Raw genomic sequence first — 26,435 nt, 5'->3', positions numbered from 1 at the left:
GGTTTCGGGTGGGTTGGGGGTGGGTTTGAACATGCTTGCATCTCCAGAGTCATGGAGCCGCCTCGATTCGCTGCGATACGAGAGGGTGGCAGCTATACGCGGGTCGCAGACCGGGACTCTAGAACCGGCAGGCCCGAAGGCCTCCCACGTACAGCCGCCATGACAGGCATGGAGGAGATTGTGCGTCCAGAGATCGACGGGCTGCGAGACCCGATCACTGATTCGTCAGTGACCGCCAAACGATAGAACCCGCCCCCCAGGCGCACAAGCCGGCGGATTCTGGCGTAGTTGTAGGCAATGGCGCAAGGCGATGTGGGTGTATGGAAACTGTGATCAACATGTTTAAACATGTCTCGCTGCAGATTAGTCAATGCAATAATCTAGAAGAGGAAATGAGGACGGATAAACACATCCATCCTCATCTCTTCGTTAACTTCAGAACTGAAAAAAATCAAAAAAACAACGCATAAATGAATCCGTCACCATTTTCATTATGGCTGACTAACTCCATCTTAGATTGTCTAGATCTACTCCTCCGCGAATATCTTTTATGACGATTTTGCTAAGGCCGGCCTGGTCGGTATGGCTGCCAGGTCTGAATGAACTTCCAGATGGCGATAGGGTGATTTCTTTGACAGCACCATCAAGGTTGAAAAAACTTATTGTTGCTGCGTTGTAGTAGATGTACTCATAGTTAAAATTCTTAATTATGCCGTCAAATGTCAGTTCTACTGTGGCGTAGTATGTTACTGACATGTATTTGGGAGATTCCTTCCATAGAATAACGCCATAATATAAGGGGTTCGGAACGGACTTCACATAGAAAGTCAATCCGCTTTGGCACCGTTTCGACTGCCCCGCGGCGAACGTTCCATGTGGTTCTGTTTCCCAATTTTCTGAACCTGAAACCCAACGCACAACTTTAAAGGTTCTGGAATCAGAAACAGGCTCGGTTCCATAGCGCGCCTTGGCCGTAAAACTGTGCGCCGCCACGCTCAGGCCCGACGCTGTCAGTGTCCACACACCCGAGGTCGCATTCGCCGTGACCTCGCCCTTGGACACATTGCCATCGAACACCTCGACCTTCTGCCCTTTCGCTGCTGCGCCGGTGAGCGTGACGCTGGTCTCAAGAGTCATACCGTCGTGCGGAATGTCCACACCCTTCGGATCTTTCACCGAGGTGATGGTCGGCGCTGTCGCCGCCGTCACGGTCAGGGTTCTGGCCGCCGACACCGGACTGGCGCCGTACAAGGCTTTCGCCGTGAATCTGTGTGCCGCGACGCTCAACCCCGATACCGTCAGCGTCCATACGCCCGATGTCGCATTCGCGGTCACTTGGCCCTTGGACACGGTGCCATCGAACACCTCGACCTTCAGGCCTTTGGCCGCCGTGCCGGTGAGCGTGACGCTGGTTGCGACCGTGATGCCGCCGTTTGCGATCTCGACGCCCTTGGGGTCCTTCACCGAAGTGATCGTCGGCGCGACCGAGGTCACTACCGTCAGCAGCCGCACATTCGAATAGGTCGCCGTGCTGTGGTACAGCGACTTGGCATACAACCGCCGCCCGCCCACGGGAACGGTGATGCTGAGTTCCCACGCACCCGTCGTTGCATGAGCCGTCACCGTGCCCTTGGACACCGCCGTCGAGCCGTTGCCGTCGAAAATCTCCACCTTCTGCCCTTTGCTCGCCGTGCCCCGCAGCTTCAGCGTGGTGCTCACGGTGCTGGTGCCTTCCGGAACCTCCACGTTGTTGGCGTCCAGCACATTGCTCAGCGTCGGCTTGATGAGCGCCACCACCGTGAAGCTGCGCGGCGTCGATACCAGTCCGTCGCCGTACATTGCCTTGGCGGTGAAGGTGTGCACCGCCGCGCTCAGCCCGCTCACGGTCAATGTCCAGCGGCCGGTCGCGGCATCGGCGGTGGCTTGGCCTTTGGATGTGACGCCATCCAGCACATCGACTTTCTGGCCCTTGCTGGCGGTGCCGCTCAGCACTACCGAGGTTTCGACGATGAGGCTGCCGTCTGGAACCTCCACGCCGCTGGGCGAGCCCTTGACGGAGTCGAGCGTCGGCGGGTCGAGCGATATCGGTTGGCCGATCAAGAACGTCAACGGATTGGAATAGCTCACCTTGCCCGTCTCGGCCCGCCGGATGCTGTAGCTCGCCGTCAGCGTCTCCCCGCGCCGGGCCTCGAAGTGCTGCTGCACGAACGCGGCGCTGAGGGTGAAGACGACGTCCTTGCCGGCGCTGAGGGCGTTGAGGGTCTTGCTGTCTTCGTGGAGCACGCCGCCTGCGGCGTCGCGCAGCTGCCAGGTGACCACGTCCATGGGCTTGGTCGGGGTGGCGAGCGGGTTGGGGCAGGTGACCGCGCTGGTGCCGCCGGCCAGGTCCTTGGGTTCGAGGGCGCCGTCCTTCTCGCCGAGGACGGTGGGCTTGACCAGCTCCAGCTGCGGCGCGCCGACGTTGAGCAGCGCGGCGTGCAGGGAGCCGCGGCTGACGATGGTGCCGTTGTCGTCGGCGAGCAGGTTGTAGGACAGGTCCAGCGTGCCGCCCTCCAGCGTCTTGAGGTGCCGGCCCTCGACCGTCACCGTGAAGCCGGCCGGGTCGTCGGCCTCGGCCTTGCTGGGGAAGTACCAGTCCAGCACCGGGTCGTAGGTGGTGGTGTCGGGCCGGGTGCCCAGCCACTTGAGCTCGATGGCCATGCCTTCCTGGATGAGCGGGTCGTAGGGGATGCGCACGCGCACGACCGGCAGGTCCGGGTCGAGGGCGCCGTCCTGGGCGTCCTCGGCGACGGGCGCGGCCAGGCGCTTGGGTTCGCCGACGAGGTTGACGAAGCGGCCCTTGGAGAGCAGGTCGGGCGAGCCGCCGCGCTCCACGCGGTAGCTGAAGATCGCCTGGGTCTTGGCCAGGTCGCGCACCTTGAGGTTGGGCACCTTCAGCTCGACGATGCTGGGCAGGTTGGCCAGCGGCTGGCCGCGCACCTCGACGGCCACCGCCTCGCCTTCCAGGGTGGTGCCCTTGAGCACGGCGACGATCACGTCGCCCAGCTTGAAGTCGGGGGCCAGGGCGATGATCTGCACGGTCGCGTCGGCGTCGCCCAGGGCGTCCAGGTCCAGCGTGTTGTTGACCGCCTCCTTGACGATCGGCGCGCCCAGCCGCGAGTGGCCGGTGTCCACCACGATCCGGGTCTCCCGGCACCAGTCCTCGGCGGCGTTGTCGACCCGGTCATGCAGCGTGAAGGTCACGGCCAGGCCTTCGGGGCCCGAGTCGCCGGCCTCGAGGATCACCGCCTCGCTGACGTGGACGGTGAGGGGGTTGGCGTCCGGGTCGTCGACCTGCGCCTGGGTCACCGGCGCCGACCTCACCAGCACGCCGCCCCAGCTCAGGGTCACCACGTCGCCCACGGCGATGTTGGGGTAGACGGGCTTGGCCGGGCGGCCGGGCTTGGCCTTGATGGTGACGTCCACACCCTGGGCGGCGGTGTCCTTGTCGATGCCGCCGGCGACCAGTTCGGGGTCGATGTACTGGAAGAGTTCGGAATGGGCGCCGTCCTCCGGATCCAGGTCCTGGCCGCCGGGCAGCTCCAGCTTGACGTGGAGCTGCACCGCCGGGGCGAAGGGCTCGGGCAACTGGCTCAGGCGGGTGACGATGTAGCCCAGGGTGTGCGCGCCGCTGGCGATGCGCCCCGGCGCCACCCACAGGGTCACGCGCTCGTTGACCTCGCTGTCCTGGGTGAGGGTGTGCTGGTCGACCTTGCCGTTGTCGAACAGCAGCTCGACCTTGTCGCCGCGGCTCATGTTGGCCCAGGGCAGGATGTGCACCTTCAGGCCCTTGCCTGGGAAGTTGTCCAGGGCGGCGGCGCGGTTGATGCCCCATGAGCCGTCAGGCAGCTGGGGTTCGGTGCGGCCGGGGATCTCGGGCTCGCGCAGGGCCAGGGGGGCGACGGCTCGCAGGGGCTGGATGAGCATGGCAAAGACTCCGGTGCGGGTGGGCGACGGGGTCATTGGAAGCCGGAAGGGGCAGGGTGGCTACTGTCAGATCTGACAGGGGCGGGCGGGTTTGCGACCGGCGGTCATGCGCCTGCGGCGAGGGAGCAAGCGCCCTCGCCGCAGGTCAGGTTTTTTTCAGGGTCTTCTGCCGCAGGATGTAGACCGTCACCAGCGTTGCGCTGGTCAGCATGAACCCCCGGGCCCAAGGCAGCGGCACCAGATAGCACGACAGCAGGATGCTCGCCCACATCAGCCCGATGGCGTAGACCTTTCCCTTGAGTGGAATGCCGTTGCCGTCGAGGTAACCGCGGATCCACGGGCCCAGCTTCGGATGCTCCACCAGCCAGCGGTAGAAGCGCTCGGAGCTGCGCGCGAAGCAGGCCGCCGCGAGCAGCAGGAAAGGCGTGGTGGGCAGGACGGGCAGGAAAATCCCGATCACCCCCAATGCCACGCTGAGCCAGCCGACGGCCAGCAGGAGGTAGCGCAGCATCAGGGGGCGGTTGCCTATGGGGTTGTCCATAGGCGGGAACTCAGTGGTGGCGAGGCTTGAGGATCGCCGGTTTTTCGTCCGGCGCCTGGCACAGCAGGTACAGCGCGGTCAGGGCTTCCGGGATCTGCACGATCATGTCGTCCATCAGGTTGGCGTCCTTGGCGATGTCCTCGAACTCCGGCTGCTCGTCGAACAGGCCCGAGCCGACCATGATCGGCAGGAGCATTTCGCTGACTTCGTCTTCGGCGGTCTCGAACCAGGCCTCTTCACGCAGGAACACGCCTTCCATGAAGCCGATGCACCAGCCGCGCAACTCGGAGTCGTCCGGCTCGTCGCCCAGGTCCAGGTCGCACGGCAGCTCGAACTCTTCGTCGGAGGCCAGTTGGCGGGCGATGTGGGCCTTGAGGCCGATCAGCGTGGCTTCGATCTCTTCGCGCTGGGCGTCGCTGGTGTAGTGCGGCTCTTCGGCGAACAGCGCGTCGATCCATTCACGGTCCGGCACCACGTCCGAGCAGATCGACAGGGCGGTGAGGTAACCGTGGGCGGCCACGTAATCCAGCGCCTCTTCATGCAGCTCGTCGGCGTCGAGGAAGACTTGCAGGCGGGTCAGTTGCTCAGCGAAGGACATTACGGGGCTACCTTGGGGGAATAAACAATGCGGGAATTCTAGGCCTTCTTGAGCCCTCAAGCCAGCCGCACGGCAGATTTGCCTGAAATCCCGGTTCACGGTACAGGCCCTGTGGGAGCTGGCTTGCCAGCGATAGCGGTGGCAATGTCGGAATTGATGTTGAAGGTGCCGACGTCATCGCTGGCAAGTCGAGTCGTCGCACCGCAGCTCCCACAGGTTTTGTGTTATCCCAAGGTTTCGTGCAACCGGCTTCTCAGCGGCGCCCTGCGCAGGGAGACGCTCGGGTATACTGCCGCGCTTTGCGATCCCTGCCGGCATGACGATGATCATGCAATGCGCCCTTACGTTTTGTTTAAGCAGCCTCGGCTGCCCTGAACCAGCCTGTGCAGGGATGTTTCGGTGATTTTTGGAGTTTCTATGCTCGAACAGGCTCAGCGCGTCCTCAAGGACATCTTCGGCTACGACAGTTTCCGTGGCCGCCAGGGTGCGATCATTGAGCGCGTGGCCAGCGGCGGCGACGCCCTGGTCCTGATGCCCACCGGCGGCGGCAAGTCCCTGTGCTTCCAAGTGCCGGCGCTGCTGCGCGAAGGCTTGGCGGTGGTGGTGTCGCCGCTGATCGCGCTGATGGACGACCAGGTCGCCACCCTCGAGGAACTGGGCGTGGCCGCCGCCGCGCTGAACTCCACCCTGAGCGCCGAGCAGCAGCGCGACCTGGCGGCGCGGATCCGCCGCGGCGAAGTGAAGATGCTCTACCTGGCCCCCGAACGCCTGGTGCAGCCGCGCATGCTGAGCTTCCTGCAAGGCCTGGACATCGCCCTGTTCGCCATCGACGAAGCCCACTGCGTGTCGCAATGGGGCCACGACTTCCGCCCGGAATACCTGCAACTGGGCCAGTTGGCTGAAATGTTCCCCCACGTGCCGCGCATCGCCCTGACCGCCACGGCCGACAAGCGCACCCGCGAAGAGATCGTCACCCGTCTGCACCTGCAGAACGCCGAGCGTTTCCTGTCGAGCTTCGACCGGCCGAACATCTTCTACCGCATCGTGCCCAAGGAGCAGCCGCGCAAGCAGTTGCTGGCGTTCCTCGGCGAGCGGCGCGGCGATGCCGGCATCGTCTACTGCCTGTCGCGCAAGAAGGTCGAGGAAGTCGCGGCGTTCCTCACCGAGCAAGGGTTCCCGGCGCTGCCGTACCACGCCGGCCTGCCCAACGACCTGCGCGCGTACCACCAGCAGCGTTTCCTCAACGAGGAAGGCCTGATCATGGTCGCCACAGTGGCGTTCGGCATGGGCATCGACAAGCCCAACGTGCGGTTCGTCGCCCACCTGGACCTGCCCAAGTCCCTTGAGGCCTACTACCAGGAAACCGGGCGCGGCGGCCGTGACGGCCTGCCGGCGGATGCCTGGATGGCCTACGGCCTGCAAGACGTGGTGATGCTCAAGCAGATGCTGCAGAACTCCGAAGGCGACGAGCGCCACAAGCGCCTTGAGCAGCACAAGCTCGACGCCATGCTCTCGCTCTGCGAAGAGACCCGCTGCCGCCGCCAGGCGCTGCTGGCCTATTTCGACGAAGACATGCCCGAGCCTTGCGGCCATTGCGACAACTGCGTCGACGGCGTGCAGACCTGGGACGCCACCGAACCTGCGCGCCAGGCGTTGTCGGCGATCTACCGCACCGGCCAGCGCTACGGCGTCGGCCACCTGGTGGATGTGCTGCTGGGCAAGGACAACGAAAAGGTGCGCAGCTTCGGCCATCAGCACCTGTCGGTGTACGGCGTCGGCAAGGCGATGAGCGAGGGCGAATGGCGCTCGCTGTTCCGTCAGTTGGTGGCCCGGGGGCTGGCCGACGTCGACCACGAAGGGTACGGCGGCCTGCGCCTGAGCGACACCTGCCGGCCGCTGCTCAAGGGCGAGGTGACCCTGGAGCTGCGCCGCGACCTCAAGCCGCAGGTCAGCGCCAAGGGGCTCAGCAAGAGCCCGGCCAGCCAACTGGTGCGTGCCGAAGAGCGCGAGCAGTGGGAAGCCCTGCGCACCCTGCGGCGCAAGCTGGCCCAGGAGCACGGCGTGCCGCCTTACGTCATCTTCCCCGATTCGACCCTGGTGGAAATGCTGCGCAGCCAGCCGACCACGCTGGCGGAAATGGCCCGGGTCAGCGGCGTCGGCGCCCGCAAGCTGGAGCGCTACGGCGAGGCCTTCCTCGAAGTGCTTGGCGGCGAGGCCGAAACGCCGAAGGCCGTGGCCGACGTGCGGCATGAGCTGATCACCCTGGCCCGCGCCGGCATGACGCCGCTGCAGATCGCCGGCCAGCTGCAGTGCTCGGAAAAGAACGTCTACAGCATGCTGGCCGAGGCCATCGGTCAGCAGCAGTTGTCGCTGGAGCAGGCGCTGGATCTGCCGGAAGAACTGATGGGCGAAGTCCACGACGCCTTCCTCGACGGCGAAGGCGAACTGCCGTCGGTGGCCGAAGTGGCGGCGCTGTTCGGCAGCCGGGTGCCGGAAGGCGTGCTCTATTGCGTGCGCGCGGCGCTGCAGTCGGAATTCGAGATGTGAGCCTGGGCTTACACGACCCGTTGCTTTGATGTAACGATTCAGTGCAAGACATCCTCTTGCCTATAGCCAAATGTCATGCTTAGCTGACTAATAATTAGTTTTTTTCTATTTCTTCAGTCTAACCATGAGTGTTTTATGCCGTTAACCGATCAACACCGCTTTGGCATGCAACTGGCGCAGATGTCCCGTGGGTGGCGTGCCGAACTGGATCGCCGGCTGGCCGGCATGGGCCTGTCCCAGGCGCGCTGGCTGGTGCTGCTGCACCTGGCGCGCTTCGACGAGGCGCCGACCCAGCGCGAGCTGGCGCAGAGCGTCGGCGTCGAAGGGCCGACCCTGGCCCGCCTGCTCGACAGCCTGGAAAGCCAGGGGCTGGTGCAACGCCAGTCCGTGATGGAAGACCGCCGGGCGAAAAAGATCGTGCTGTGCCCCCCGGCCCGGCCGTTGATCGACCAGATCGAAACCATCGCCACGCAATTGCGCCACGAACTGTTCGAGGGCGTGGACGACGCGGATCTGAAGGTCTGCATGCGCGTTCACGCGCACATTCTGGGCAACCTGGAAAAATCCTGAGGCAAAACCCCGTGCCGTTTTTTTGAGGGATCGCGCTGGGCCGACTATAAGAACTACTGGGCAATATCGTGTTCGTACCGGATGTGCGAACGCATAGAAGTCGGTTTTGCTTATATAAGGGATGCTCATGCTCGGAAGTCGGCACGTGGTACTGCGTTGCGCCCGCCCGCTGGTGGTGGCCGGCGTGCTTGTCTGGTCAACCGCCTCCTTGGCGCTGGGGCTCGGTGACATCACCGTGCATTCGGGCCTCGATCAGCCGTTCAAGGCCGACATCGCCTTGCTGGACGTCGGCGGGCTCAGCCAAAGCGAACTGTCGGTCAGCCTGGCCACGGCCGACGAGTTCAGCCGGGCCGGGGTCGAGCGGGTGTTCTTTCTCAATGACCTCAGGTTCACCCCGATCCTGCGGGGCGAGCGCAAGCTGATCCGGGTGACCTCCGGCAAACCGGTCAACGAACCCTTCCTGAATTTCCTGGTGCAGGTCAATCAGCCCAACGGCCGCTTGCTGCGCGAGTACACGGTGCTGATCGACCCGCCGGGCTCGCCCGGCATCGTGCCGGCCACCGACGAACCGGACGTGCGCGCCCAGGACTCCGGTTTTCCTACCCCCGAGGCGCCTGCGCCCACCGCCCCCGGCAAGCCTGCCGCCCAACCGGCCGCCAGCGCGCCGGCCACGCCTGCGGCACCTGCCAACGACGCGTTGGCCGAACAACTGGCGGCCAGCGTCCTGCAGAACCAGCAGTTGCAGAAATCTCTCGATGAGCTGAACGCCAGGCTTCAGGCCCAGGATGTCCAGATCGCCGACGGCAAAAAGCAGGTCAGCGACCTTCAAAGCCGCCTGACCGAGCTTCAGCAGGCTCCGCCACCGCCGGTGGCGGCACCCGCGCCGGCGCCGGTCGCCGCCCCGGTCGAACCCCGGGAGGCGTCGAGCGATTGGCCGTTGTACGGCGGATTGCTGATGCTGTTTGTCGCGCTGGTGGCCGGCCTGTTCGTGCTTCGCCGGCGCCGGCAGACGACGCAAACCCAGGCTGCGCGGCCGGCCCCGGCGCTGCGCAATGAGCCCCAGGTTGAAGGGGCCGGTACATCCCCGCTCGCTGCGGTTCACCACGCCGCCGAACACCGCGAGGAATCCGGCGCCGGCCAGGTGCTGGAGGCGGTCGGCATCTATCTGGCCTACGGGCGGCTGGGCGAAGCGGCCGGCCTGCTGCGTGACGCGTTGGGCAAGGAGCCGGAGCGCACCGACCTCGGTCTGCAATTGCTTGAGGTGCTTGGCCGGCAGGGCGATGGCGCCGCCTATGACGAACAGGAAAGCCACCTGCGCGGGCAGGGGGTGACGGAGACGGCGCTGCAGGAGATCCGCAGCCGTTGTCCGAAACTGGCCCCTGTCACGCCGCTACTGCCGGTCTTGCCCGTGACGGCGGCAGCACCGCTTGTCACGGCTGCGCCACCGGTGGCATCGGAGGACAGCTTCGAGCTGAACGAAGGCGATCTGTCGATGGATTCGAGCTGGGACCTGAACGATGAACGGCCCGCTGATGCGCTTGCGCAGGAGGCGTCCACGCTGGGCGACAGCCTGGAGATTCTGCCTCAGGATTTCGAACTGCCCCAGGACGCCGAGGCCGAAGCGGCGGAGCTGGAATGGATCGCCGAACCGCAGGAACCCACGCTGGACGAAGAATTCCTCAACGCGTTCGGCGACCCCGGCAAACCGCCCGGGCCGCAGGCCGGTGCCGGGAAACTGGAGCAGGCCCAGACCTGCATCGACGACGGTGACATCGACAGCGCCATCGCCTTGCTCAACGAGTTGCTCAAGGAGGGCGACGAACCTCTCAGGCAGACGGCGCGGACGCTGTTGGCGGGGATCCGCTGAGACGTTTGGGATCTTGCCCTGCGGTGCCTGAGCTGGCGCCATCGCCAGCAGGCTGGCTCCCACAGGTATCGCGGCTGAACGCAGAATCCGTGAACACCTCGGACACTGTGGGAGCGAGCCTGCTCGCGATAGCGGTCTGTCAGCCAAACCACTGGGACTGACACTCCGCCATCGCGGGCAAGCCCGCTCCCACAGGTATTGCGGGCGAATGCCGAATCTGTGAACCCCTCGGATACTGTGGGAGCCAGCCTGCTGGCGATGGCGACAGGTCAGGCGCCGCAGAAAATCCAGGCCGGCCTCAGAACGTCTGCCCCAGATTCAGGTAAACCGCCTGCTCATTCGCATCGTTCAGCCCGTAGCTGAAGTTCAGCGGCCCCAACGGCGTGTCGAACCCGATGAACACGCTGGCCGCGTTGATGTAGCCGCTGTCGAACTCGTTGTCGTTGTTCCACGCCCGGCCGCGCTCCAGCGAGGCGCCGGCGTACAGCGGGAAGTCCAGCGGCAGGAACGAGCGCGGGGTCAGGCGGCGGTAATACACGGCGCGCATCAGGCTGACGTTCTGGCCGGAGACCGCATCTTCGCGGAACCCGGACAACTGCCGGGCGCCGCCGAGCAGAAAGCTGGAGACCACCACGTTGGCATCGTCCAGGGTGCGGCCGTAACGGCCGCCGAGCACCAGGGTGTCCGGGCCGCGGCTCATGGCCTTGTCCAGTTTGAACTCCCATTGCCGGTAGCGGGTGTCGGAGCCCAGGCCCGGCTCGAACTGCGCCAGGGTCAGGCCGATGTCCTCGCCCTCGTGGGGGAAGTACACGTTGTCCAGCGAATCGAACGAGTACTTGAGCGCATAGAAACCTTCGTTGAATTGCTCGCTGGGCTGGTTCTGATCGCCGATGCGCACGTCGGCCTTGCCCCAGGCCTCGCCGATGCCCAGCCGCACCTCGCCGCTGTTGCCGATCTGTCGGCCGACATTGAGGCCGAAGCCGTAGCGCTCGACGCGGTACTGGGCGATCGGGTCGTTGTCGAGCACCGAGTCGACGTTCTGCGCCGCGAACGCCGCGTAGGGGGCGAGGAAGTAGCGCGAGCCGACATCCAGCGGCTGATAGAACTCGGTGTACAGCTCCTGCTTGTCGCCGATCTGCGCCCGGGTCAGCCATTCGGCGCCGAGGCGGTTGATGCCGTTGACCCGGTAACTGGCGCCGAGATTGAAGGCGCTGTCGCCACGCATGTCGTCGGACAGGTTGAGGCCGATGCGCAGGTAGTCGGTGCCGCTGCGCTTGCCCCGGGCGCTGATCACCAGCGTGTGGTCCGGGCCCTTGTGCACCACGCGGTACTGCACCTGCTCGAAGTAGTCCAGGCCGTACAACGTGCCCATGTCGGTCTGCAGGCGGCCCAGGTCCAGCGGTTCGCCGATGTGCTGGCGAATGTAGTAGCGGATCACGTCGTCGCCGACCTTCGAGTCGTTCTCGACCCGGATCGCCGTGATCACCGGCGTACGTTGCCCCGGCGAGCGGGCGGCGGCCAGTTCGGTGTCCTGGGGTTGGGAGGGCTTGAGGCGGGCCAGGCGGGCGTCGAGGATCCGGGTGGCGCGGTAGCCGGCGTCGATCATCTCCTGGGCGCGGCCGAAATCGGTGACGCCGAAGCTCGCCAGCGGCGGCTGGATCAGCACGTCGTCGGGGTGCAGCGCCGCCAGTTGCTCTTCGGAATTGCGCCGGGTCATCAGGGTGATGGACTGGTTCAGCACGTCGACCACCGTGGCCAGTTGCTTGCGGTTGCGCAGCGGGGTGCCGATGTCGACGACGATGGCGACATCGACTCCCATCTCCCGGGCCACGTCGAGGGGAATGTTGTCGGTCATGCCGCCGTCCACCAGCAGGCGGCCGTCCAGTTCGACCGGGGCGAACACCGCCGGGATCGACATGCTGGCGCGGATCACCTGGGGCAGGTGGCCCTTGCGGAACACCACTTTCTCGCCGTCGGCGATGTCGGTGGCCACGGCGCGGAACGGGATCGGCAGTTTGTCGAAGTCGCGGGTGTCGCTGGTGTGGGCCAGCAGGCTTTCGAGCATCAGCGCCAGGTTCTGGCCCTGGATCACCCCCAGCGGCAGGCCGAGGCTGCCGTCGTCGCGGAAGCTGAGCTTCTGTTTCACCAGGAAGTCGCGGTCATCCTGCTTGCGCCGGAAGGGCACGTCCTCCCGGGGCGGGGCGTCGGACAGCGCCTGCTGCCAGTCGATGGACAGGGCGAGCTTCTCCAGTTCGTCGATCTTGTAGCCCGAGGCGTAGAGGCCGCCGACCACCGCCCCCATGCTGGTGCCGGCGATCGCGTCGATCTTGATGCCTTGCTCTTCCAGGGCCTTGAGCACGCCGATGTGCGCCAGCCCCCGGGCGGCGCCGCCGGACAGCACCAGGCCGACCTTGGGCCGCGCCGTTTCATCGGCATGGACGAGCAGCGGAAGGAAACCAAGCAGCAGGCAGATCAGAAGGCGACGCATGGTGAGTCTCGGGGCGAGCGATAAAGCCGGCTATTATAGCGGCGCCCTCTGCCTCAGGAGTTTCAGCGAACATGTCCGCCCCAAGACCGGAAATCGTCATCACCTATTGCACCCAATGCCAGTGGCTGCTGCGCGCCGCCTGGCTGGCGCAGGAACTGCTCAGCACCTTCGCCGACGATTTGGGCAAGGTGTCGCTGGTGCCGGGCACCGGCGGGGTGTTCCACATCGCCTGCGACGGCGTGCAGATCTGGGAGCGCAAGGCGGACGGCGGCTTCCCCGAGGCCAAGGTGCTCAAGCAGCGGGTGCGCGATCGGATCGACCCTGACCGCGACCTCGGCCACAACGACCGCACTCAGTGAGACGGCGCCTGGGCCCCGACGGTATTCTTGCCGGAACCGCCTGACAACCGGCTCGACACCACGATGGCGACGATGATCAACGCGCCGCCGGCCAGCATGCGCAGGGTCGGGTCTTCATCGAACAGCAGCCAGGCGACGGTGATGCCGTACACCGGCTCCAAGGCGAACACCACAGCGGCGGTGCGGGCTTTGATCACGGCCAGGCTGGCCACGAACAGGCTGTGGGCGACGCCGGTGCAGAACACCCCGAGCAGGGCGATCCACAGCCAGTCGATGGCCCGCACGCCGCCCAGCTGCGGCGCCGCCACCGGCAGCAGACACAGCCCCACCACCACGTTCTGGCACAGCGCCGCCTGCACCGCGGGGATGCGCCCGGAACTGGCGCGGTTGGTCAGCGACAGCAGGGAAAACAGCAGGCCCGACAGGATCGCCCAAAGCAGGCCGGCGGTGGCGCCGCTGGCCAGGTCGAACGCCGGCGTCACCAGCACCAGGCCGACGCTCACCAGCGCCACCAGCACGATTTCGTTGGTGCGGATACGTTCGCGGAAGACTAGCCCTTCGAGGATCACGGTGAACGCCGGGAAACTGGCGAAGCCCAGGGTCGCGATCGCCACCCCGGCGACCTTCACCGCCAGGAAGAAACTCACCCAGTGCCCGGCCAGCAGCACGCCGCCGAGGGCGAGGCGGCGCCAGTCCGCCGCCTGGAGCCGTTGCCAGGCGTTGTGGCTGGCGAACCGGGCGAAGAACGCCAGCGCGAGGACGGCGAAGGCGGCGCGTCCGAACACGATGACCGCAGGCGTCGCGGCGGCGAGTTTGCCGAATACGCCGGTCAGGCCGAACATCAGTGCGCCGATGTGCAGGGCGCCGAGGGCTGTGCGGGGAGTCATTGCGATCCTTGGGAATCGGGTTCAACACAACGACAGTTTAGGGACACCGCGCCCGGGATGTCTGTCGGCAGACTATTGTCCTTTGTCGCCGGCCTCGCGGCGCAGGGTGCCGGGCGAGGCGCCGAACTCGCGCAGCATGGCGGCGGCAAAGGCGCTCTGGGAGCTGTAGCCGACCCGGCTGGCGATTTCGCCGATGGGCAGGGCCGTTTCGCGCAGCAGGTCGGCGGCCTTGTGCAGGCGGCGGCTGCGGATGTAGTCCATCGGCGTCTGCCCGCATTCGGCGACGAAGCGCGCGTGCAGGCGGGCGCTGGACAGGCCGGCGATCCGCGCCAGGTCAGCCACCTGCAACGGGTAGGCGGCGTACTGATCGATGTGCGCATCCAGCGCCGCGTAGGGCAGGCGCCGTGCGGCGAGTTCGGCGGGGCGGGCGCTGTTCAGGCTGGCCAGCAGCAGAACCGCGCCCTGGCGGGCGATCAGGGGATCGCCGATCGGGCTGTTGGCCAGCCAACTGACCAACTGGCTTTGCCCGCTGTCCAGCGTCAGGCGCCCGGGACGTTCGAGCAGGCGGCGGCTGGCGTCGGCGTGGTCGCCCAGCGAGTCCGCGACCCACGGCCCCTCGGGCACGTCCAGCACCAGGCAGCGGCTGCCGTCGGGGCTGCCGCAGGCGTGGCGGGCACCGCCGGGGACCACCACGAAACTCTGCTGGCGCACCTGGCTGCCGCAGCCTTCGACCTCGAAGTCCAGCGCGCCGGACAGGCCGAACACCAGTTGCGCGTGGTCGTGGCTGTGGACGATCAGATCGTGTGTGTAGTGGCGCAGGGTCAGGATCGGTCGCATGGCCGCAGGTCTCCGAAGTGGCGTTCAGTCTACACCGCCCGGGCGTTTGTGCGCTGTCACGGGACTGACGCACGGTTGTCATGGTCGGTTCACCGCGCAGGCGCAAGCTTTGCAAAACATTGCAGAGGGTTGTCCATGACCAGCGCCGAGCTCGCCAGACCCAGCCGTAAACAACGGGTGCGCACCTTGTGGATCTCTGATGTGCACCTGGGCACGCGGGATTGCCAGGCCGAGCACCTGTCGCAGTTCCTCAAGGGCTACCATGCCGATAAGGTCTACCTGGTCGGCGACATCATCGACGGCTGGAAACTGCGCGGCGGCATGTACTGGCCCCAGGCGCACACCAACGTGATCCGCCGCCTGCTGACCATGAGCAAGCGCGGCACCGAGGTGATCTACGTCACCGGCAACCACGACGAATTCCTGCGCCGCTATTCGAAGCTGATCCTGGGCAATATCCAACTGGTGGACGAAGCGGTGCACGTCACCGCCGATGGCCGGCACCTGCTGGTGATCCACGGCGACCAGTTCGACGTGATCACCCGCTATCACCGCTGGCTGGCGTTCCTCGGCGATTCGGCCTACGAATTCACCCTGACCCTCAACCGCTGGCTCAACCATTGGCGGGCGAAGTACGGCTACGGCTACTGGTCGCTGTCGGCCTACCTCAAGCACAAGGTGAAGACGGCGGTGAACTTCATCAGCGACTTCGAGGAAGCCATCGCCCACGAATGCGTCAAACGCGAGTTGCACGGAGTGGTCTGCGGCCACATCCACCACGCCGAGATCCGTAAGGTGGGCGAGGTGGATTACCTCAACTGCGGTGACTGGGTGGAATCGTGCACGGCCCTGATCGAGCACTGGGACGGCACCATCGAGCTGTACCGGTTGGCGGATGCGCAGGCGCGGGAGGCGCAGTTGAAGGCGGCCAAGGTGGCTGAGCTGGCCTAGCTAGCTGCCCGCACTGACGCCATCGCCAGCAGGCTGGCTCCCACCGGGTTCAGGGTTGAAGGCAGAATCGGTGGTCGCCGCCAATCGAAGTGGGAGCCAGCCTGCTGGCGATGAACCGCGCAGCGGTTCCCAAGGTCACTCAGGCCGGGGTGTGTTCCTGCATCGCCGCCTTGTAGATCGAATTCTTCGGCGCGGCGAACACCCGCTCCAGCATCGGTTCGAAGAAGCTCAGCGGCAGCGTGTCATAGGCCGGGTCGAACGCGGCGGCGTCGTAGCGGGCACAGAATTCCACCGTCGCCTGGTACTGCGCGTGTCCCTTGAACTGCTCGCGCAGGTGCCGGTCCATCCCCAGATGATGGAAGAAGTAATAGCCCTGGAAAATGCCGTGCTTCTCCACCATCCACAGGTTCTCGGCGCTGACGAACGGCTTGAGGATCGCCGCCGCGATGTCCGGGTGGTTGTAGGAGCCGAGGGTGTCACCGATGTCGTGGAGCAGGGCGCAGACCACGTATTCCTCGTCGCGGCCGTCGCGCCAGGCGCGGGTCGCGGTCTGCAAGGAGTGGGTGAGGCGATCCACCGGGAACCCGCCGAAATCCCCCTCCAGCAATTTGAGGTGCGCCAGGATCCGGCCGGGCAGTTGGCGGGCGTAGGCGCTGAAATCGGCGGCGATGATCGCCCAGTCTTCCTGGGTGCCGTCCTTCATGTGGGTGAAACGGGCATTGGCGTTCATCGGCCGTCCTCGTTTGCTGGGTTCTAGAACGGCACGCGGCCCAGGATCATGTCGCGGTACATGACGAAGTCGCCGAGCAGGCTGTAGAACGGGTGCTGGAAGGTGGCGGGGCGGTTCTTCTCGAAAAAGAAATGCCCGACCCAGGCGAAGCCGTAGCCGGCCGGCGGCAGTGCCAGCAACAGCAGCCATGCGCCCTGGGCGATGGCCAGCGCCAGAATGAACAGCACCAGTGTGGTGCCGGCGAAGTGCAGGCGCCGGCAGGCGCTGTTGCTGTGCTCGCTGAGGTAATACGGATAGAACTCGGCGAAGCTGCTGAAAGGCTTGAGCGTGTCCACGACTGCGATCTCTGTGGTTATTGTTCTGATGGCGAGTTGTTCGGCGGGTAGCCTATTTGAGTCTAGAGTGATCGTCGGTGCTGGCCAGTGACAATCGGCGCCACTTTACTATCCTTGGAAAATCCGCCGTAGTATGCGGCCCGTCATGTCATTTAAGAATAAACGCCATGAGCGAACGAACGACTTCATCAAGCTGGGCGATGGGGATTGTCAAGGCACTGGAAATGGACGGCCTGGATTGCCGGGTTCTGTTCAGGCAACTGGGGCTCGACTACGCGGCGCTGGACGATCCGGACGCACGCTTCCCGCAGGACTCCATGACCCGTCTGTGGCAGCGGGCGGTCGAGCTGTCGGGCAATCCGGCGATCGGCCTGAACATGGGCAAGGTGGTGCGCCCGGCCTCCTTCCATGTCGCCGGCTACGCGCTGATGTCCAGCAACACCCTGGCCGAAGGCTTTCAGCGCCTGGTGCGTTATCAGCGGATCATCGCCGAAAGCGCCGACCTGAGTTTCCGCCTGCTCGATGAAGGCTATGCGCTGATCCTGACGGTGCACGGCGACCACCTGCCGCCGACCCGCCAGAGCGCCGAGGCCTCGTTGGCCTGCGCACTGAGCCTGTGCGGCTGGCTGACCGGGCGCACCCTGCATCCGCGCAAGGTGCTGGTGCAGGGCGACGAGCCGGACGACCTGGAGCCCTATCGGCAGGCCTTCCACGCACCACTGGTGTTCAACGCGCCGTACGATGCGCTGATCTTCGAGCGCGCCGACATGGAAGCGCCGCTGCCCACCGCCAACGAAGCGATGGCGCTGCTGCACGACCGGTTCGCCGGGGAGTACCTGGCGCGGTTCTCCGAAAGCCGCGTGACCCACAAGGCGCGCCAGGTGCTGTGCCGGCTGCTGCCCCAGGGCGAGCCCAAGCGCGATGCGGTGGCGCAGACCCTGCACCTGTCGCAGCGCACCTTGCAACGCCGTCTGCAGGAGGAGGGCACCAGCTTCCAGCAGTTGCTCGACGACACCCGCCGCGAACTGGCCGAGCAGTACCTGGCGCAGCCGAACATGACCTTGCTGGAGATTGCCTACCTGCTGGGTTTCGCCGACCCGAGCAACTTCTTCCGCGCCTTCCGGCGCTGGTTCGACACCACCCCCGGCGACTACCGCGCGCGCCTGCTGGACGCGCCGAGCGCGGTCAGTGACGCCAGAACGCCGGAATGCACAGCACAAACACCGTGATGATCTCCAGCCGGCCCAGCAGCATGCCGAACGACAGGATCCATTTGGCCGCATCCGGCAGGCTGGCGAAGTTGCCGGCCGGGCCGATGGTCTCGCCAAGGCCGGGGCCGACGCCGGACACGGTGCTGGCGGCGCCGGTCAGCGCCGTCATCCAGTCGACGCCCAGCAGCGACAGCAGCAGGGCGATCACGCAGATGGTGATGGCGAAGAAGAACGAAAAGGTCAGGATCGAGCGCACGATCTCTTCGTCGAGGCGGTGGCCGTTGTATTTCTGCTTGATCACCGCCCGCGGGTGAATCAGCTGGTTGAGGTTGGCCTTGAGCAGGATGTAGGCGACCTGGAAACGGAAGATCTTGATCCCGCCCGCCGTCGAGCCGGAGCAGCCGCCGACGAAACCCAGGTAGAAGAACAGCATCAGCGAGAAGTTGCCCCACAGGCTGTAGTCCCCCAGCGCGAATCCGGTGGTGGTGACCACCGACGTGACGTTCAGCGCCACGTGCCGCAGCGCGTCCAGCCAATGCAGGTTGGTGGTCCACCAGTACCAGGTGCCGAGCACCAGCCAGGTGACCAGCAGCATGCCGAGCAGGCCCTGCACCTGTTGGTCCTTGATCAGGGCCCGGCGGTTGCCGCGCAGGGTCGCCACGTACAGGGTGAACGGCAGGCTGCCGAGGATCATGACCACCACCGCCACCCAGTGCACCGCCGGCTGTGTCCACTTGGCCAGGGACTGGTCGGAGGTCGAGAAACCGCCGGTGGAGATCGCCGACATGGCGTGGTTGACCGCATCGAACGGGCTCATCCCGGCCCACCAGAACGCCAGGCTGCCGAGAATGGTGATGCCCACGTAGGCCGCCACGATCAGCCGCGCGACCATGTGCGAGCGGGGCATGACCTTTTCCGAGCGGTCCGAGGATTCGGTCTGGAACAGGCGCATGCCGCCGATGCGCAGCATCGGCAGGATCGCCACGGCCATGCCGATGAAGCCGATGCCGCCGATCCAGTGCAGCAGCGAGCGCCACATCAGGATGCCGGGGGACATGCTGTCCAGGCCGGTGAGCACGGTCGAGCCGGTGGCGGTGATGCCGGACATGCTCTCGAAGAACGAGTCGGTGTAGCTGATGTGCTGGGTCAGCAGGAACGGCAGCGCGGCGAAGATGCACACCACCAGCCAGCTGCTGACCGTCAGCAGGTACATGTCCCGGGGGCGCAGGTGAACGTGCTCCGGGCGGCCGGGGATCACCAGCGCCAGGCCGGCGACGAAGGTGATCATGCTCGACCAGAGGAACGACGGCATGTCGCCGGTGCGGTCGAAGATCACCAAGGTGGCCATGGGCACGATCATGGCGATGGCCAGGGTGATCAGGAAGATGCCGATGATGAAACCAATGATCCTTAAGGTCGGCAACGCCATGAAATCCACTCGGGCTGAAGGGGGAAGGGCGCCATTCTACCCGCGGGGCAGGGCATGTAAACCGGCATCGAGCGGGCACTTGCCGCTAGAATAGCCCGACATTTTTGACAGGAGGTGGCCGATGCAGGCTCTCGACGCTTTGCTCAACCGTGTTTCCGTTCCGCGACTGACCGACCCGGCCCCGACCGCCGCACAGCGCGAGGCCCTGTTCGGCGCCGCCCTGCGCGCGCCGGACCACGGGCACTTGCAGCCGTATCGTTTCCTGACCGTCGAAGGTGCCGCCCGCGAGCGGATGGGCGAGCTGCTGGCCGAGGCGGCGCAGATGCAGGACGGCGAAGTCACCGAGGCGGCCATCGACAAGGCGCGCAACGGCCCGCTGCGTGCGCCGCTGGTGGTTGTGGTGATCGCGAAACTGCAGGATCACGTCAAGTACCCGAAATCCGAGCAACTGCTGGCGGCGGGCTGCGCGGCCCACGGAATCCTGCTGGCGGCCTATGCCCAGGGAATCGGTGCGGTTTGGCGCACCGGTGAGCTGGCCTACTCGAAACACGTCGCCAAGGGCCTGGGGCTGACTGAGGACGAACAGGTGATTGCCTTCCTGTACCTGGGCACCCCGTTGAAAGAGCCGCGGGTGGCGGAGAAGGTCGAGCTGACCGAATTCGTCAGCGCCTGGCCGGCCGAGGCCTGAGCCCCGGCATCCCCGGCGCCTTGGCCGGCGCCATCGCCAGCAGGCTGGCTCCCACAAGGGATCTCGGCTGAACACTGAACCCGTGAACACCTCGGACACTGCGGGAGCGAGTCTGCTCGCGATAGCGGTCTGTCAGCCAAGAATGATGGGGCTGATGCACCGCCATCGCGGGCAAGCCCGCTCCCACAGGTATCGCGGGCGAATGCAGGATCTGTGAACCCCTCGGACACTGCGGGAGCGAGTCTGCTCGCGATAGCGGTCTGTCAGCCAAGAATGATGGTGTTGATGCACCGCCATCGCGGGCAAGCCCGCTCCCACAGGTATCGCGGGCGAATGCAGGATCTGTGAACACCTCGGACACTGCGGGAGCGAGCTTGCTCGCGATAGCGGTCTGTCAGCCAAGAATGATGGGGCTGATGCACCGCCATCGCGGGCAAGCCCGCTCCCACAGGTATCGCGGGCGAATGCAGGATCTGTGAACACCTCGGACACTGTGGGAGCGAGCTTGCTCGCGATGGCGGTCTGTCAGGCAGAAGTCATGGGGCTGATGCGCCGCCATCGCCAGCAGGCTCGCTCCTGCAGGGGGTCAGGGTTGGGTGATGGCGCCGGGCACGAGGGGCAGTTCCAGTCTGGCGATGAAGCCGCCCTGCGGGTGATTGGCCAGCACCAGCGCTCCGCCGTGCCGTTCGGCCGCACGGCGGGCGATAGCCAGGCCCAGGCCGTGGCCGGCGGCGGTCTGGCCTGGGGCGCGGTAGAACGGCTCGCCCAATTGGCTCAAATGTTCGTCCTGAACCCCCGGCCCGTGGTCGCGCACACTGACCACGATTCGCTCGCCCTGGCGCGCCGCCTGCAATTCGATCGGCTGGCCTTCTGGGTTGAAGCGCTGGGCGTTGCGCAGCAGGTTGTCCACGGCCCGTTCGATCATGGTCGGCCAGCCGGTCAGCGCCAGGTGCGGTTCGGCCTCCAGGCGCACGACCTGCTCCGGCGAGCCGAGCTGCGCATCCTTTTGCAGGGTGCCGAGCAGGGCGTTCAGGTCCACGTCTTCGGCGCTGGCGTTGTCGGCGTCGACCCGCGCCAGCACCAGGATCTCACTGATCAGCGCCTCCAGCCGGTCGCATTCGCGGGCCAGGCGCGGCCACAGCCTTTCCCGCTCTTCGGGGCTGGCCCGTTCGGCCAGCGCCAGGGCGATGCGCAGGCGGGCCAAGGGTGAGCGCAACTCATGGGAGACGTCGCGCAGCAGTTGCCGCTGACTGCCGATCAGGCTTTGCAGGCGTGCGCCCATGCGGTTGAAGTCGTTGGCCAGCACGCCGAACTCGTCGCGGCGGTTGGCCAGTTGCGCCAGGCTGTTCTGCTGATAGGTCGTCTGCCCCAGGTCGTGCACGGCGCCGCGCAGGCGGTTGAGCGGCCGGGTGATGGAAAACGTCACCAACAGGCTGAACAGGGTCAGCACCACCAGCGCGATGCCCAGCGCGCTCAACGGCCACAGCAGGCTTTCGCGGTGCCAGGCGTCGAGTTCCGGGTGCGGGATGCGGTAGATGAACAGGTAAGTGTCGCCGCTCTTGGCGCTGGTGTATTCGTCGGTCAGGCGCCGCCAGGGCAGGCGGCGGTCGTCGTTGTTCTGGCGGGCCTCGAACGCGGCGGCGCGGCGCGGGAAGGTGCCGCGCACCACCGGATCGCCGCTCTCGTTGAGCACCTGCACGTCGATGTGGTACTGGCGCTTGCGCTGCTGAAGGATGTCCTGGGCGGCGTCTTCGCCTTGGCTTTCGTAGGTCTGCGTCCACTCGGCGGCCAGGGTGTTGAGGCCCGGGTGGCGGCTGAGGATCCACGCGTCCTGGTTGAGCATGTGCCCCATCAGGATGGAGAGCCCCGCCACTAGAGCGATGGCCAGCCAGAAGCTGGCCAGGATACGCCAGAACAGTGAACGCACGGAAAATCCTCGGTCAGACCTACATCCCTGCAGTTGCGAGCCTGCTCGCGATAGCGCTGTTACAGACATGGATATGTCGAACGACACGACGCCATCGCGAGCAGGCTCGCTCCCACAGGGGAACAAACAAGACAGACCCGACGGGGGAGGCCGTCGGGTCCGGGGTTCAGGACATTATTGCGCCTTTTGCGGCTGTTGCGCTTTCCAGGCCTTGAATTCGGCCCATTCGGCGCGTCGCTCGGCCTGCTTCTTCTGGATCTCGTCGAATTTCTTCTGCTGATCCGGCTTCAGCACGGCGCGCACGTCGGCTTCGGCTTTCTTGTGGTTGGCCGCCATTTCATCCTTCATGGCTTTCTGGTCGGCCGGCGACAGCTTCTCCAGGTACTTGTCGACCACTTGACGGCGCTCGTGCATCTGCTCGCCCATGATCTTGCGGATCTGCTCGCGCTGTTCGCGGGACAGGTCCAGTTGGCTGTACGGGCCTTTGCCGTGCATGCCGTGCATCTGGCCGTGGTGCGGGCCTTCCTGCGGGCCGCCCATCGGGCCTGCGCCTTCCGGCATGGCCATGGCGACGGTCGGCAGGGCAGCGGCGAACATCAGAGCGATGAGGGTCTTGCGCATGGTGTATCTCCTTGTCTCGTTCCCGGTACGTTCCGGATGGGTACAGATTACGGAGATCAAGGTCAGCGGCGGTCAGCGCTGGGTAAAGCTTGAGTAAAGACGTTCCGGCGCCGGCCTGACAAAACTGACGCAGCGTCAGAGGCTGTAGTAGTAGCCGCGGCTGCGCAGGGCCACGATGCGCGGGCGGCCGTCGGGGTGCGGGCCGATCTTTTTGCGCAGGTTACTGACGTGCATGTCCAGGCTGCGGTCGTAGAGGGTCAGCTTGCGGCCGAGGGCGATCTGCGCCAGTTCCTGTTTGTCCAGCGGCTCGCCGGGCTGCTTGAGCAGGGCTTCGAGCAGGCGGCTTTCGGAGACGGTGAGGGTGAGCTCTTTCTCGTTGATGCTGACCACGCCGCGCACCGGGCTGAAGCTCAGGTCGCCCAGCTCAAGCTGGGTCGATACGGCGGCCGGATGGCTGCGGCGCAGCACGGCGCGCAGACGGGCGGTCAGCTCGCGGGGGTCGCAAGGCTTGGCCAGGTAGTCGTCGGCGCCCAGCTCCAGGCCGAGGATGCGGTCCAGCGGCTCGCCCCGGGCCGACAGCATCAGCACGGGCAGCTCGGCGTGTTCGCTGCGCAGTTGCTTGAGCAGTTCCAGGCCGCTGCCGTCGGGCAGCATCACGTCCAGCACCACCGCCGCCGGCGCGGATTCGGCCAAGGCCTTGCGGGCGCTCTGGCCGTCGTGGCAGGCGTGCACCTGGAAACCTTCCTGGCTCAGCCAACTGGTCAGGAGTTCGCACAACTCCTGGTCGTCATCAATCAGTAACAGCTCGCTCATGACTCACTCAATTTAGCCATTGCCGACGCGTTCTGCGTCCTCCACCGGCAAAGATACCGCACAGCAGCGCCAATAGCGCAACGGCGGCCCCAGTGACAAACCATTGCTGCTGCTCGGTCAGCAGACGCGGCAGCGGGCTGGACTGGGCTTCCTTGAGCTGCAGTTTCAGGCGCTGGTTCTCCTGACGCAACCGGGCCAGCTGCGGGCTTTCGCGTTCGCTGTCGGCATTGTGCAGCTGTTTGCTCAGTTCTTCCCGCTGCTGCTCGCTGGCCTTGAGACGCTGCTGCAACTCGGTGATCTGCGTGCCGGCGCTCAGCGACAGCGGCGTGGAATTGCCGTTTTCGACGCTTTCTTCGCCATGGGCAGGCGCCATGACCGACAGCGTGACCCACATCAGACACAACGGACCCTTGCGCATCGCGACTCCTGTTTCCCATTGGATAGTGGGCAGGTTGTCGGCCGGCAAACGAGAATAATGAGCGATTGAGAACGCGATGAACCGGGAAGGTTCATCGCGTGGGGACGTCGGAGGGAAAAGTTACGGCAGGACTTGCTTGAACGGCTTGACGATGACGCTGGCGTAGACGCCGGCGGCGATGTACGGGTCGGCGTCGGCCCAGGCCTGCGCGGCGGCCAGGGAATCGAATTCGGCGACGATCAGGCTGCCGGAGAAGCCCGCTGCGCCCGGATCATTGCTGTCGACCGCCGGGTGCGGGCCGGCCAGCACGATGCGGCCTTCGCCCTTGAGCGCTTGCAGGCGCTCCAGGTGTGCAGGGCGCGCGGCCAGGCGGGCATCCAGGGAGTTGGCGACGTCGGTGGCAATGATGGCGTAAAGCATGTCAGTCCTCGGTTTTTGGCGTTGTGGTATCGGCGTCGTGCAGGTGACGGGACAGGTAGATGCCCTGGCCGACCAGGAACAGCACGGTCATGCCCAGGCTGCCGAACACCTTGAAGTCGACCCAGATGCTCTGGAAGGTGAAGGCGACGAACAGGTTGGCGGCCCCGCAGAACAGGAAGAACGCGATCCAGGCGATGTTCAGGCGCAGCCACACCGGTTCCGGCAGGCTCAGGGCGTGGCCCATGATGCGCTTGATCAGCAGGCGGTCGCCGATGAAATGGCTGCCGATGAAGGCCAGGGCGAAGAGCCAGTTGACCACCGGGGCTTTCCATTTCAGGAAGGTCTCGCTGTGGAAGGCCAGCGTCAGGCTGCCGAACACCAGGCAGGCGACGAGGGTCAGCCACTGGCTCTTCTCCAGCTTGCGCTGCTTGATGAACAGCGCGCCGTAGACCACCAGGGAGCTGACGATCAGCATCGCGGTGGCGCTGTAGATGCCGCCTACGGTCAGCTCGTGGCCGGCGACGTCGACGGTGCGCGGATCGAGTTTGTAGACGATGAAGAACAGCAGGAGCGGGATGAAATCGATGAATTGTTTCACAGTGAGAGCCAGAAGCTGGATGTGGCGGCATAATAACAAACATACGGGCGCGCGATAGCGCCAGCTGATTTGAGGTTACACATCCCCGTGAATGTCGATTTGCACTGCCACAGCACAGCCTCCGACGGCGCCCTGGCGCCGGCGGCACTGGTTGCGCGAGCGTTCGAGAACGGCGTGCGGATCCTGTCCCTGACCGATCACGACACCCTGGAAGGCCTGGCCGAAGCGCGCACCGCCGCCGAAGGCCTGGGCATGCAACTGATCAACGGCGTCGAGCTGTCGTGCACCTGGGGCGGGGCGACCATTCATGTGCTGGGCTACGGCTTCGACGTCGACGCCGCACCGTTGGTCGAGGCCATCGCCAAACTGCGCGACGGCCGCTGGCTGCGTTCCGAGGAGATCGGCCGCAAGCTGGCCCAGAAGGGCATGCCCGGCGCGTTCGAAGGCGCCCGGCAGATCCAGCAGGCGCTGGGCGACAGCGGCAACGCGCCGGCCCGTCCGCATTTTGCCGACTGGATGGTGCGCGAAGGTTTCGTCAAGGATCGCGCCGAGGCGTTCCGCAAATGGCTGGGCGCCGGCAAGCTGGGGGACGTCAAACAGCACTGGCCGACCCTGGAGGACACCGTCGCGACCCTGCGGGACGCCGGGGCCTGGGTCAGTCTGGCGCATCCCTGGCACTACGATTTCACCCGCAGCAAGCGCCGCCGGCTGATTGCCGACTATATTCAAGCGGGCGGACAGGCGCTTGAGGTGGTCAACGGCCACCAACCGGCGGAGCAGGTGGGCAGCCTCTCGATCCTGGCCCGCGAATTCGGTCTGCTGGTCACCGCCGGCAGTGATTTCCATGGCCCTGGTGGCTGGTCCGAGATCGGCCAGTACCGGCCGGTGCCGGAGGACCTGCCGCCCCTGTGGCGCCGGTTCAAACATGACCCAGTTATCGCGGCCGTCTGAACAGGAAGAGAATGTGAGTCAATTTTTCCAGATCCATCCGGAAAACCCGCAGGCGCGCCTGATCAAACAGGCGGTCGAGATCATCCGCAAGGGCGGGGTGGTGATTTATCCCACGGACTCTTCCTACGCCATCGGTTGCCAGATCGGCGACAAGAGCGCCATCGAGCGCGTCCGCCGTCTGCGCCAACTGGATGACAAGCACAACTTTGCGCTGATCTGCAGCGATCTGTCGCAACTGGGCAATTACGCCAAGATCGACACCGGCACGTTCCGCATCCTCAAGGCCCACCTGCCGGGGCCGTACACGTTCATCCTCAACGCCACCCGCGAAGTGCCGCGCCTGCTGCTGCACCCCAAGAAGCGCACCATCGGTCTGCGGGTGCCGAGCCATCCGATCGCCCTGGCGCTGCTGGACGAGCTGGGCGAACCGCTGATGAGCGTGACCCTGATCATGCCCGGCGACGAAGATCCGTTGAGCGATCCCTACGAGATGCGCCAACTGCTTGAGCACCAAGTGGACCTGATCATCGACGGCGGCTTCGGCGGCATCAAGGCCTCCACCGTGATCGACCTGACCGGCGACGATCCGGAAGTGATCCGCGTCGGCTGCGGCGACCCGACCCCGTTCATGGTCGAGGCCTGAATGTCCGCCGTCGAAACCGTCGATCCCCAAGCCGGAGCCC

24 protein-coding genes are annotated in these 26,435 nt (G+C 65.5%); 9 read left to right on the top strand and 15 right to left on the bottom strand.

The features are described 5' to 3' along the window. Positions 1 to 501: 501 nt before the first annotated feature. The 3 genes from CAG29_RS13340 to CAG29_RS13330 form a co-directional block, all read right to left on the bottom strand. Positions 502 to 3,966: a hypothetical protein gene (locus tag CAG29_RS13340; RefSeq protein WP_085694634.1), complete on the bottom strand. Its 3,465-nt coding sequence runs from the start codon at positions 3,964 to 3,966 to the stop codon at positions 502 to 504. A 145-nt stretch (positions 3,967 to 4,111) separates the two neighbouring features. Then, a complete protein-coding gene (locus CAG29_RS13335; RefSeq protein WP_085577879.1) occupies positions 4,112 to 4,507 on the bottom strand; it encodes a YbaN family protein in 396 nt (131 codons plus the stop codon). A 10-nt stretch (positions 4,508 to 4,517) separates the two neighbouring features. Further along, positions 4,518 to 5,105, bottom strand: coding sequence for a YecA family protein (locus tag CAG29_RS13330; RefSeq protein ID WP_085577878.1), 588 nt, complete (start codon positions 5,103 to 5,105; stop codon positions 4,518 to 4,520). Positions 5,106 to 5,522: 417 nt separating this feature from the next. On the opposite strand from CAG29_RS13330, the gene recQ reads away from it, so the two are divergent. The 3 genes from recQ to CAG29_RS13315 all read left to right on the top strand — a co-directional run bounded on the left by recQ (position 5,523) and on the right by CAG29_RS13315 (position 10,089). Then, complete coding sequence (gene recQ, locus CAG29_RS13325; RefSeq protein ID WP_085577877.1) at positions 5,523 to 7,652, top strand: DNA helicase RecQ; 2,130 nt, start codon at positions 5,523 to 5,525, stop codon at positions 7,650 to 7,652. Positions 7,653 to 7,787: 135 nt separating this feature from the next. Then, entirely contained in the window at positions 7,788 to 8,222 is a 435-nt protein-coding gene (locus CAG29_RS13320) for a MarR family transcriptional regulator (protein WP_085577876.1), read from the top strand. A 127-nt stretch (positions 8,223 to 8,349) separates the two neighbouring features. After that, positions 8,350 to 10,089: a FimV/HubP family polar landmark protein gene (locus CAG29_RS13315; RefSeq protein ID WP_085694638.1), complete on the top strand. Its 1,740-nt coding sequence runs from the start codon at positions 8,350 to 8,352 to the stop codon at positions 10,087 to 10,089. 298 nt (positions 10,090 to 10,387) lie between these two features. Here the strand turns inward: CAG29_RS13315 and CAG29_RS13310 are convergent, their stop codons facing one another. After that, on the bottom strand, positions 10,388 to 12,577 hold the full coding sequence (locus CAG29_RS13310) for a patatin-like phospholipase family protein (protein WP_085694633.1): 2,190 nt from the start codon (positions 12,575 to 12,577) through the stop codon (positions 10,388 to 10,390). A 71-nt stretch (positions 12,578 to 12,648) separates the two neighbouring features. Between CAG29_RS13310 and CAG29_RS13305 the strand changes: the two genes are divergently transcribed. Further along, positions 12,649 to 12,936 carry a SelT/SelW/SelH family protein gene (locus CAG29_RS13305; RefSeq protein WP_085577874.1) on the top strand — a complete coding sequence of 96 codons (288 nt, stop codon included), beginning with the start codon at positions 12,649 to 12,651 and terminating at the stop codon, positions 12,934 to 12,936. On the opposite strand, the gene CAG29_RS13300 is transcribed toward CAG29_RS13305, so the two are convergent. Beyond that, positions 12,930 to 13,823: a DMT family transporter gene (locus tag CAG29_RS13300; protein WP_085694632.1), complete on the bottom strand. Its 894-nt coding sequence runs from the start codon at positions 13,821 to 13,823 to the stop codon at positions 12,930 to 12,932. The genes CAG29_RS13305 and CAG29_RS13300 overlap by 7 nt on opposite strands. Before the next feature lie 72 nt (positions 13,824 to 13,895). Beyond that, the gene (locus CAG29_RS13295) at positions 13,896 to 14,660 is read right to left on the bottom strand and encodes a helix-turn-helix domain-containing protein (RefSeq protein WP_085577872.1); all 765 of its coding nucleotides are present in this window, start codon (positions 14,658 to 14,660) and stop codon (positions 13,896 to 13,898) included. Between the two features lie 135 nt (positions 14,661 to 14,795). Here CAG29_RS13295 and CAG29_RS13290 point away from each other — a divergent pair, with 135 nt between their 5' ends. After that, the gene (locus CAG29_RS13290; protein ID WP_085577871.1) at positions 14,796 to 15,611 is read left to right on the top strand and encodes a UDP-2,3-diacylglucosamine diphosphatase; all 816 of its coding nucleotides are present in this window, start codon (positions 14,796 to 14,798) and stop codon (positions 15,609 to 15,611) included. A gap of 139 nt (positions 15,612 to 15,750) precedes the next feature. On the opposite strand, the gene CAG29_RS13285 is transcribed toward CAG29_RS13290, so the two are convergent. Both CAG29_RS13285 and CAG29_RS13280 read right to left on the bottom strand, forming a co-directional pair. Further along, positions 15,751 to 16,341 carry an HD domain-containing protein gene (locus tag CAG29_RS13285; RefSeq protein WP_085640337.1) on the bottom strand — a complete coding sequence of 197 codons (591 nt, stop codon included), beginning with the start codon at positions 16,339 to 16,341 and terminating at the stop codon, positions 15,751 to 15,753. Between the two features lie 23 nt (positions 16,342 to 16,364). Beyond that, a complete protein-coding gene (locus tag CAG29_RS13280) occupies positions 16,365 to 16,676 on the bottom strand; it encodes a DUF962 domain-containing protein (protein WP_085631090.1) in 312 nt (103 codons plus the stop codon). Positions 16,677 to 16,843: 167 nt separating this feature from the next. Here CAG29_RS13280 and CAG29_RS13275 point away from each other — a divergent pair, with 167 nt between their 5' ends. Continuing rightward, entirely contained in the window at positions 16,844 to 17,905 is a 1,062-nt protein-coding gene (locus tag CAG29_RS13275; protein ID WP_170930045.1) for an AraC family transcriptional regulator, read from the top strand. On the opposite strand, the gene CAG29_RS13270 is transcribed toward CAG29_RS13275, so the two are convergent. After that, entirely contained in the window at positions 17,862 to 19,316 is a 1,455-nt protein-coding gene (locus tag CAG29_RS13270) for a TrkH family potassium uptake protein (RefSeq protein WP_085577867.1), read from the bottom strand. The genes CAG29_RS13275 and CAG29_RS13270 overlap by 44 nt on opposite strands. A 121-nt stretch (positions 19,317 to 19,437) precedes the next feature. On the opposite strand from CAG29_RS13270, the gene CAG29_RS13265 reads away from it, so the two are divergent. After that, positions 19,438 to 20,004, top strand: coding sequence for a nitroreductase family protein (locus tag CAG29_RS13265; RefSeq protein ID WP_085577866.1), 567 nt, complete (start codon positions 19,438 to 19,440; stop codon positions 20,002 to 20,004). A 586-nt stretch (positions 20,005 to 20,590) separates the two neighbouring features. Here the strand turns inward: CAG29_RS13265 and CAG29_RS13260 are convergent. The 6 genes from CAG29_RS13260 to CAG29_RS13235 all read right to left on the bottom strand — a co-directional run bounded on the left by CAG29_RS13260 (position 20,591) and on the right by CAG29_RS13235 (position 24,801). Beyond that, positions 20,591 to 21,931, bottom strand: a complete 1,341-nt coding sequence (locus tag CAG29_RS13260; RefSeq protein WP_085694631.1) for a HAMP domain-containing sensor histidine kinase — start codon at positions 21,929 to 21,931, stop codon at positions 20,591 to 20,593. Positions 21,932 to 22,105: 174 nt separating this feature from the next. Further along, entirely contained in the window at positions 22,106 to 22,552 is a 447-nt protein-coding gene (locus CAG29_RS13255) for a Spy/CpxP family protein refolding chaperone (protein ID WP_085577864.1), read from the bottom strand. Between the two features lie 135 nt (positions 22,553 to 22,687). Further along, a complete protein-coding gene (locus CAG29_RS13250; RefSeq protein ID WP_085577863.1) occupies positions 22,688 to 23,365 on the bottom strand; it encodes a response regulator transcription factor in 678 nt (225 codons plus the stop codon). Between the two features lie 7 nt (positions 23,366 to 23,372). Beyond that, positions 23,373 to 23,783 (bottom strand): translation initiation factor 2, encoded by a 411-nt coding sequence (locus CAG29_RS13245; protein ID WP_085577862.1) that lies wholly within the window; start codon positions 23,781 to 23,783, stop codon positions 23,373 to 23,375. 120 nt (positions 23,784 to 23,903) lie between these two features. Then, entirely contained in the window at positions 23,904 to 24,203 is a 300-nt protein-coding gene (locus CAG29_RS13240) for a YciI family protein (RefSeq protein WP_085631096.1), read from the bottom strand. Position 24,204: 1 nt separating this feature from the next. Beyond that, positions 24,205 to 24,801, bottom strand: a complete 597-nt coding sequence (locus CAG29_RS13235) for a septation protein A (protein WP_085577860.1) — start codon at positions 24,799 to 24,801, stop codon at positions 24,205 to 24,207. Between the two features lie 87 nt (positions 24,802 to 24,888). On the opposite strand from CAG29_RS13235, the gene CAG29_RS13230 reads away from it, so the two are divergent. Beyond that, complete coding sequence (locus tag CAG29_RS13230; RefSeq protein WP_085694630.1) at positions 24,889 to 25,752, top strand: PHP domain-containing protein; 864 nt, start codon at positions 24,889 to 24,891, stop codon at positions 25,750 to 25,752. 13 nt (positions 25,753 to 25,765) lie between these two features. Then, positions 25,766 to 26,395, top strand: a complete 630-nt coding sequence (locus tag CAG29_RS13225; protein ID WP_139831323.1) for an L-threonylcarbamoyladenylate synthase — start codon at positions 25,766 to 25,768, stop codon at positions 26,393 to 26,395. Positions 26,396 to 26,435: the final 40 nt, after the last annotated feature.

This window comes from Pseudomonas sp. B7(2017), from assembly GCF_002112745.1.
In the GTDB taxonomy this organism is placed as follows: domain Bacteria; phylum Pseudomonadota; class Gammaproteobacteria; order Pseudomonadales; family Pseudomonadaceae; genus Aquipseudomonas; species Aquipseudomonas ekonensis.
Note: the sequence above shows the minus strand (reverse complement) of the source record. Positions and strands in the feature narration are given on the sequence as shown.

Coding starts and splice junctions, on each gene's coding strand:
- CAG29_RS13295 (WP_085577872.1), bottom strand. CDS start 14,660: ATGCGACCGATCCTGACCCTGCGCCACTACACACACGATCTGATCGTC.
- CAG29_RS13330 (WP_085577878.1), bottom strand. CDS start 5,105: ATGTCCTTCGCTGAGCAACTGACCCGCCTGCAAGTCTTCCTCGACGCC.
- CAG29_RS13335 (WP_085577879.1), bottom strand. CDS start 4,507: ATGGACAACCCCATAGGCAACCGCCCCCTGATGCTGCGCTACCTCCTG.
- CAG29_RS13310 (WP_085694633.1), bottom strand. CDS start 12,577: ATGCGTCGCCTTCTGATCTGCCTGCTGCTTGGTTTCCTTCCGCTGCTC.
- CAG29_RS13265 (WP_085577866.1), top strand. CDS start 19,438: ATGCAGGCTCTCGACGCTTTGCTCAACCGTGTTTCCGTTCCGCGACTG.
- CAG29_RS13320 (WP_085577876.1), top strand. CDS start 7,788: ATGCCGTTAACCGATCAACACCGCTTTGGCATGCAACTGGCGCAGATG.
- CAG29_RS13300 (WP_085694632.1), bottom strand. CDS start 13,823: ATGACTCCCCGCACAGCCCTCGGCGCCCTGCACATCGGCGCACTGATG.
- CAG29_RS13270 (WP_085577867.1), bottom strand. CDS start 19,316: ATGGCGTTGCCGACCTTAAGGATCATTGGTTTCATCATCGGCATCTTC.
- CAG29_RS13245 (WP_085577862.1), bottom strand. CDS start 23,783: ATGCGCAAGGGTCCGTTGTGTCTGATGTGGGTCACGCTGTCGGTCATG.
- CAG29_RS13315 (WP_085694638.1), top strand. CDS start 8,350: ATGCTCGGAAGTCGGCACGTGGTACTGCGTTGCGCCCGCCCGCTGGTG.
- CAG29_RS13340 (WP_085694634.1), bottom strand. CDS start 3,966: ATGCTCATCCAGCCCCTGCGAGCCGTCGCCCCCCTGGCCCTGCGCGAG.
- CAG29_RS13275 (WP_170930045.1), top strand. CDS start 16,844: ATGAGCGAACGAACGACTTCATCAAGCTGGGCGATGGGGATTGTCAAG.
- CAG29_RS13305 (WP_085577874.1), top strand. CDS start 12,649: ATGTCCGCCCCAAGACCGGAAATCGTCATCACCTATTGCACCCAATGC.
- recQ (WP_085577877.1), top strand. CDS start 5,523: ATGCTCGAACAGGCTCAGCGCGTCCTCAAGGACATCTTCGGCTACGAC.
- CAG29_RS13240 (WP_085631096.1), bottom strand. CDS start 24,203: ATGCTTTACGCCATCATTGCCACCGACGTCGCCAACTCCCTGGATGCC.
- CAG29_RS13250 (WP_085577863.1), bottom strand. CDS start 23,365: ATGAGCGAGCTGTTACTGATTGATGACGACCAGGAGTTGTGCGAACTC.
- CAG29_RS13255 (WP_085577864.1), bottom strand. CDS start 22,552: ATGCGCAAGACCCTCATCGCTCTGATGTTCGCCGCTGCCCTGCCGACC.
- CAG29_RS13285 (WP_085640337.1), bottom strand. CDS start 16,341: ATGAACGCCAATGCCCGTTTCACCCACATGAAGGACGGCACCCAGGAA.
- CAG29_RS13290 (WP_085577871.1), top strand. CDS start 14,796: ATGACCAGCGCCGAGCTCGCCAGACCCAGCCGTAAACAACGGGTGCGC.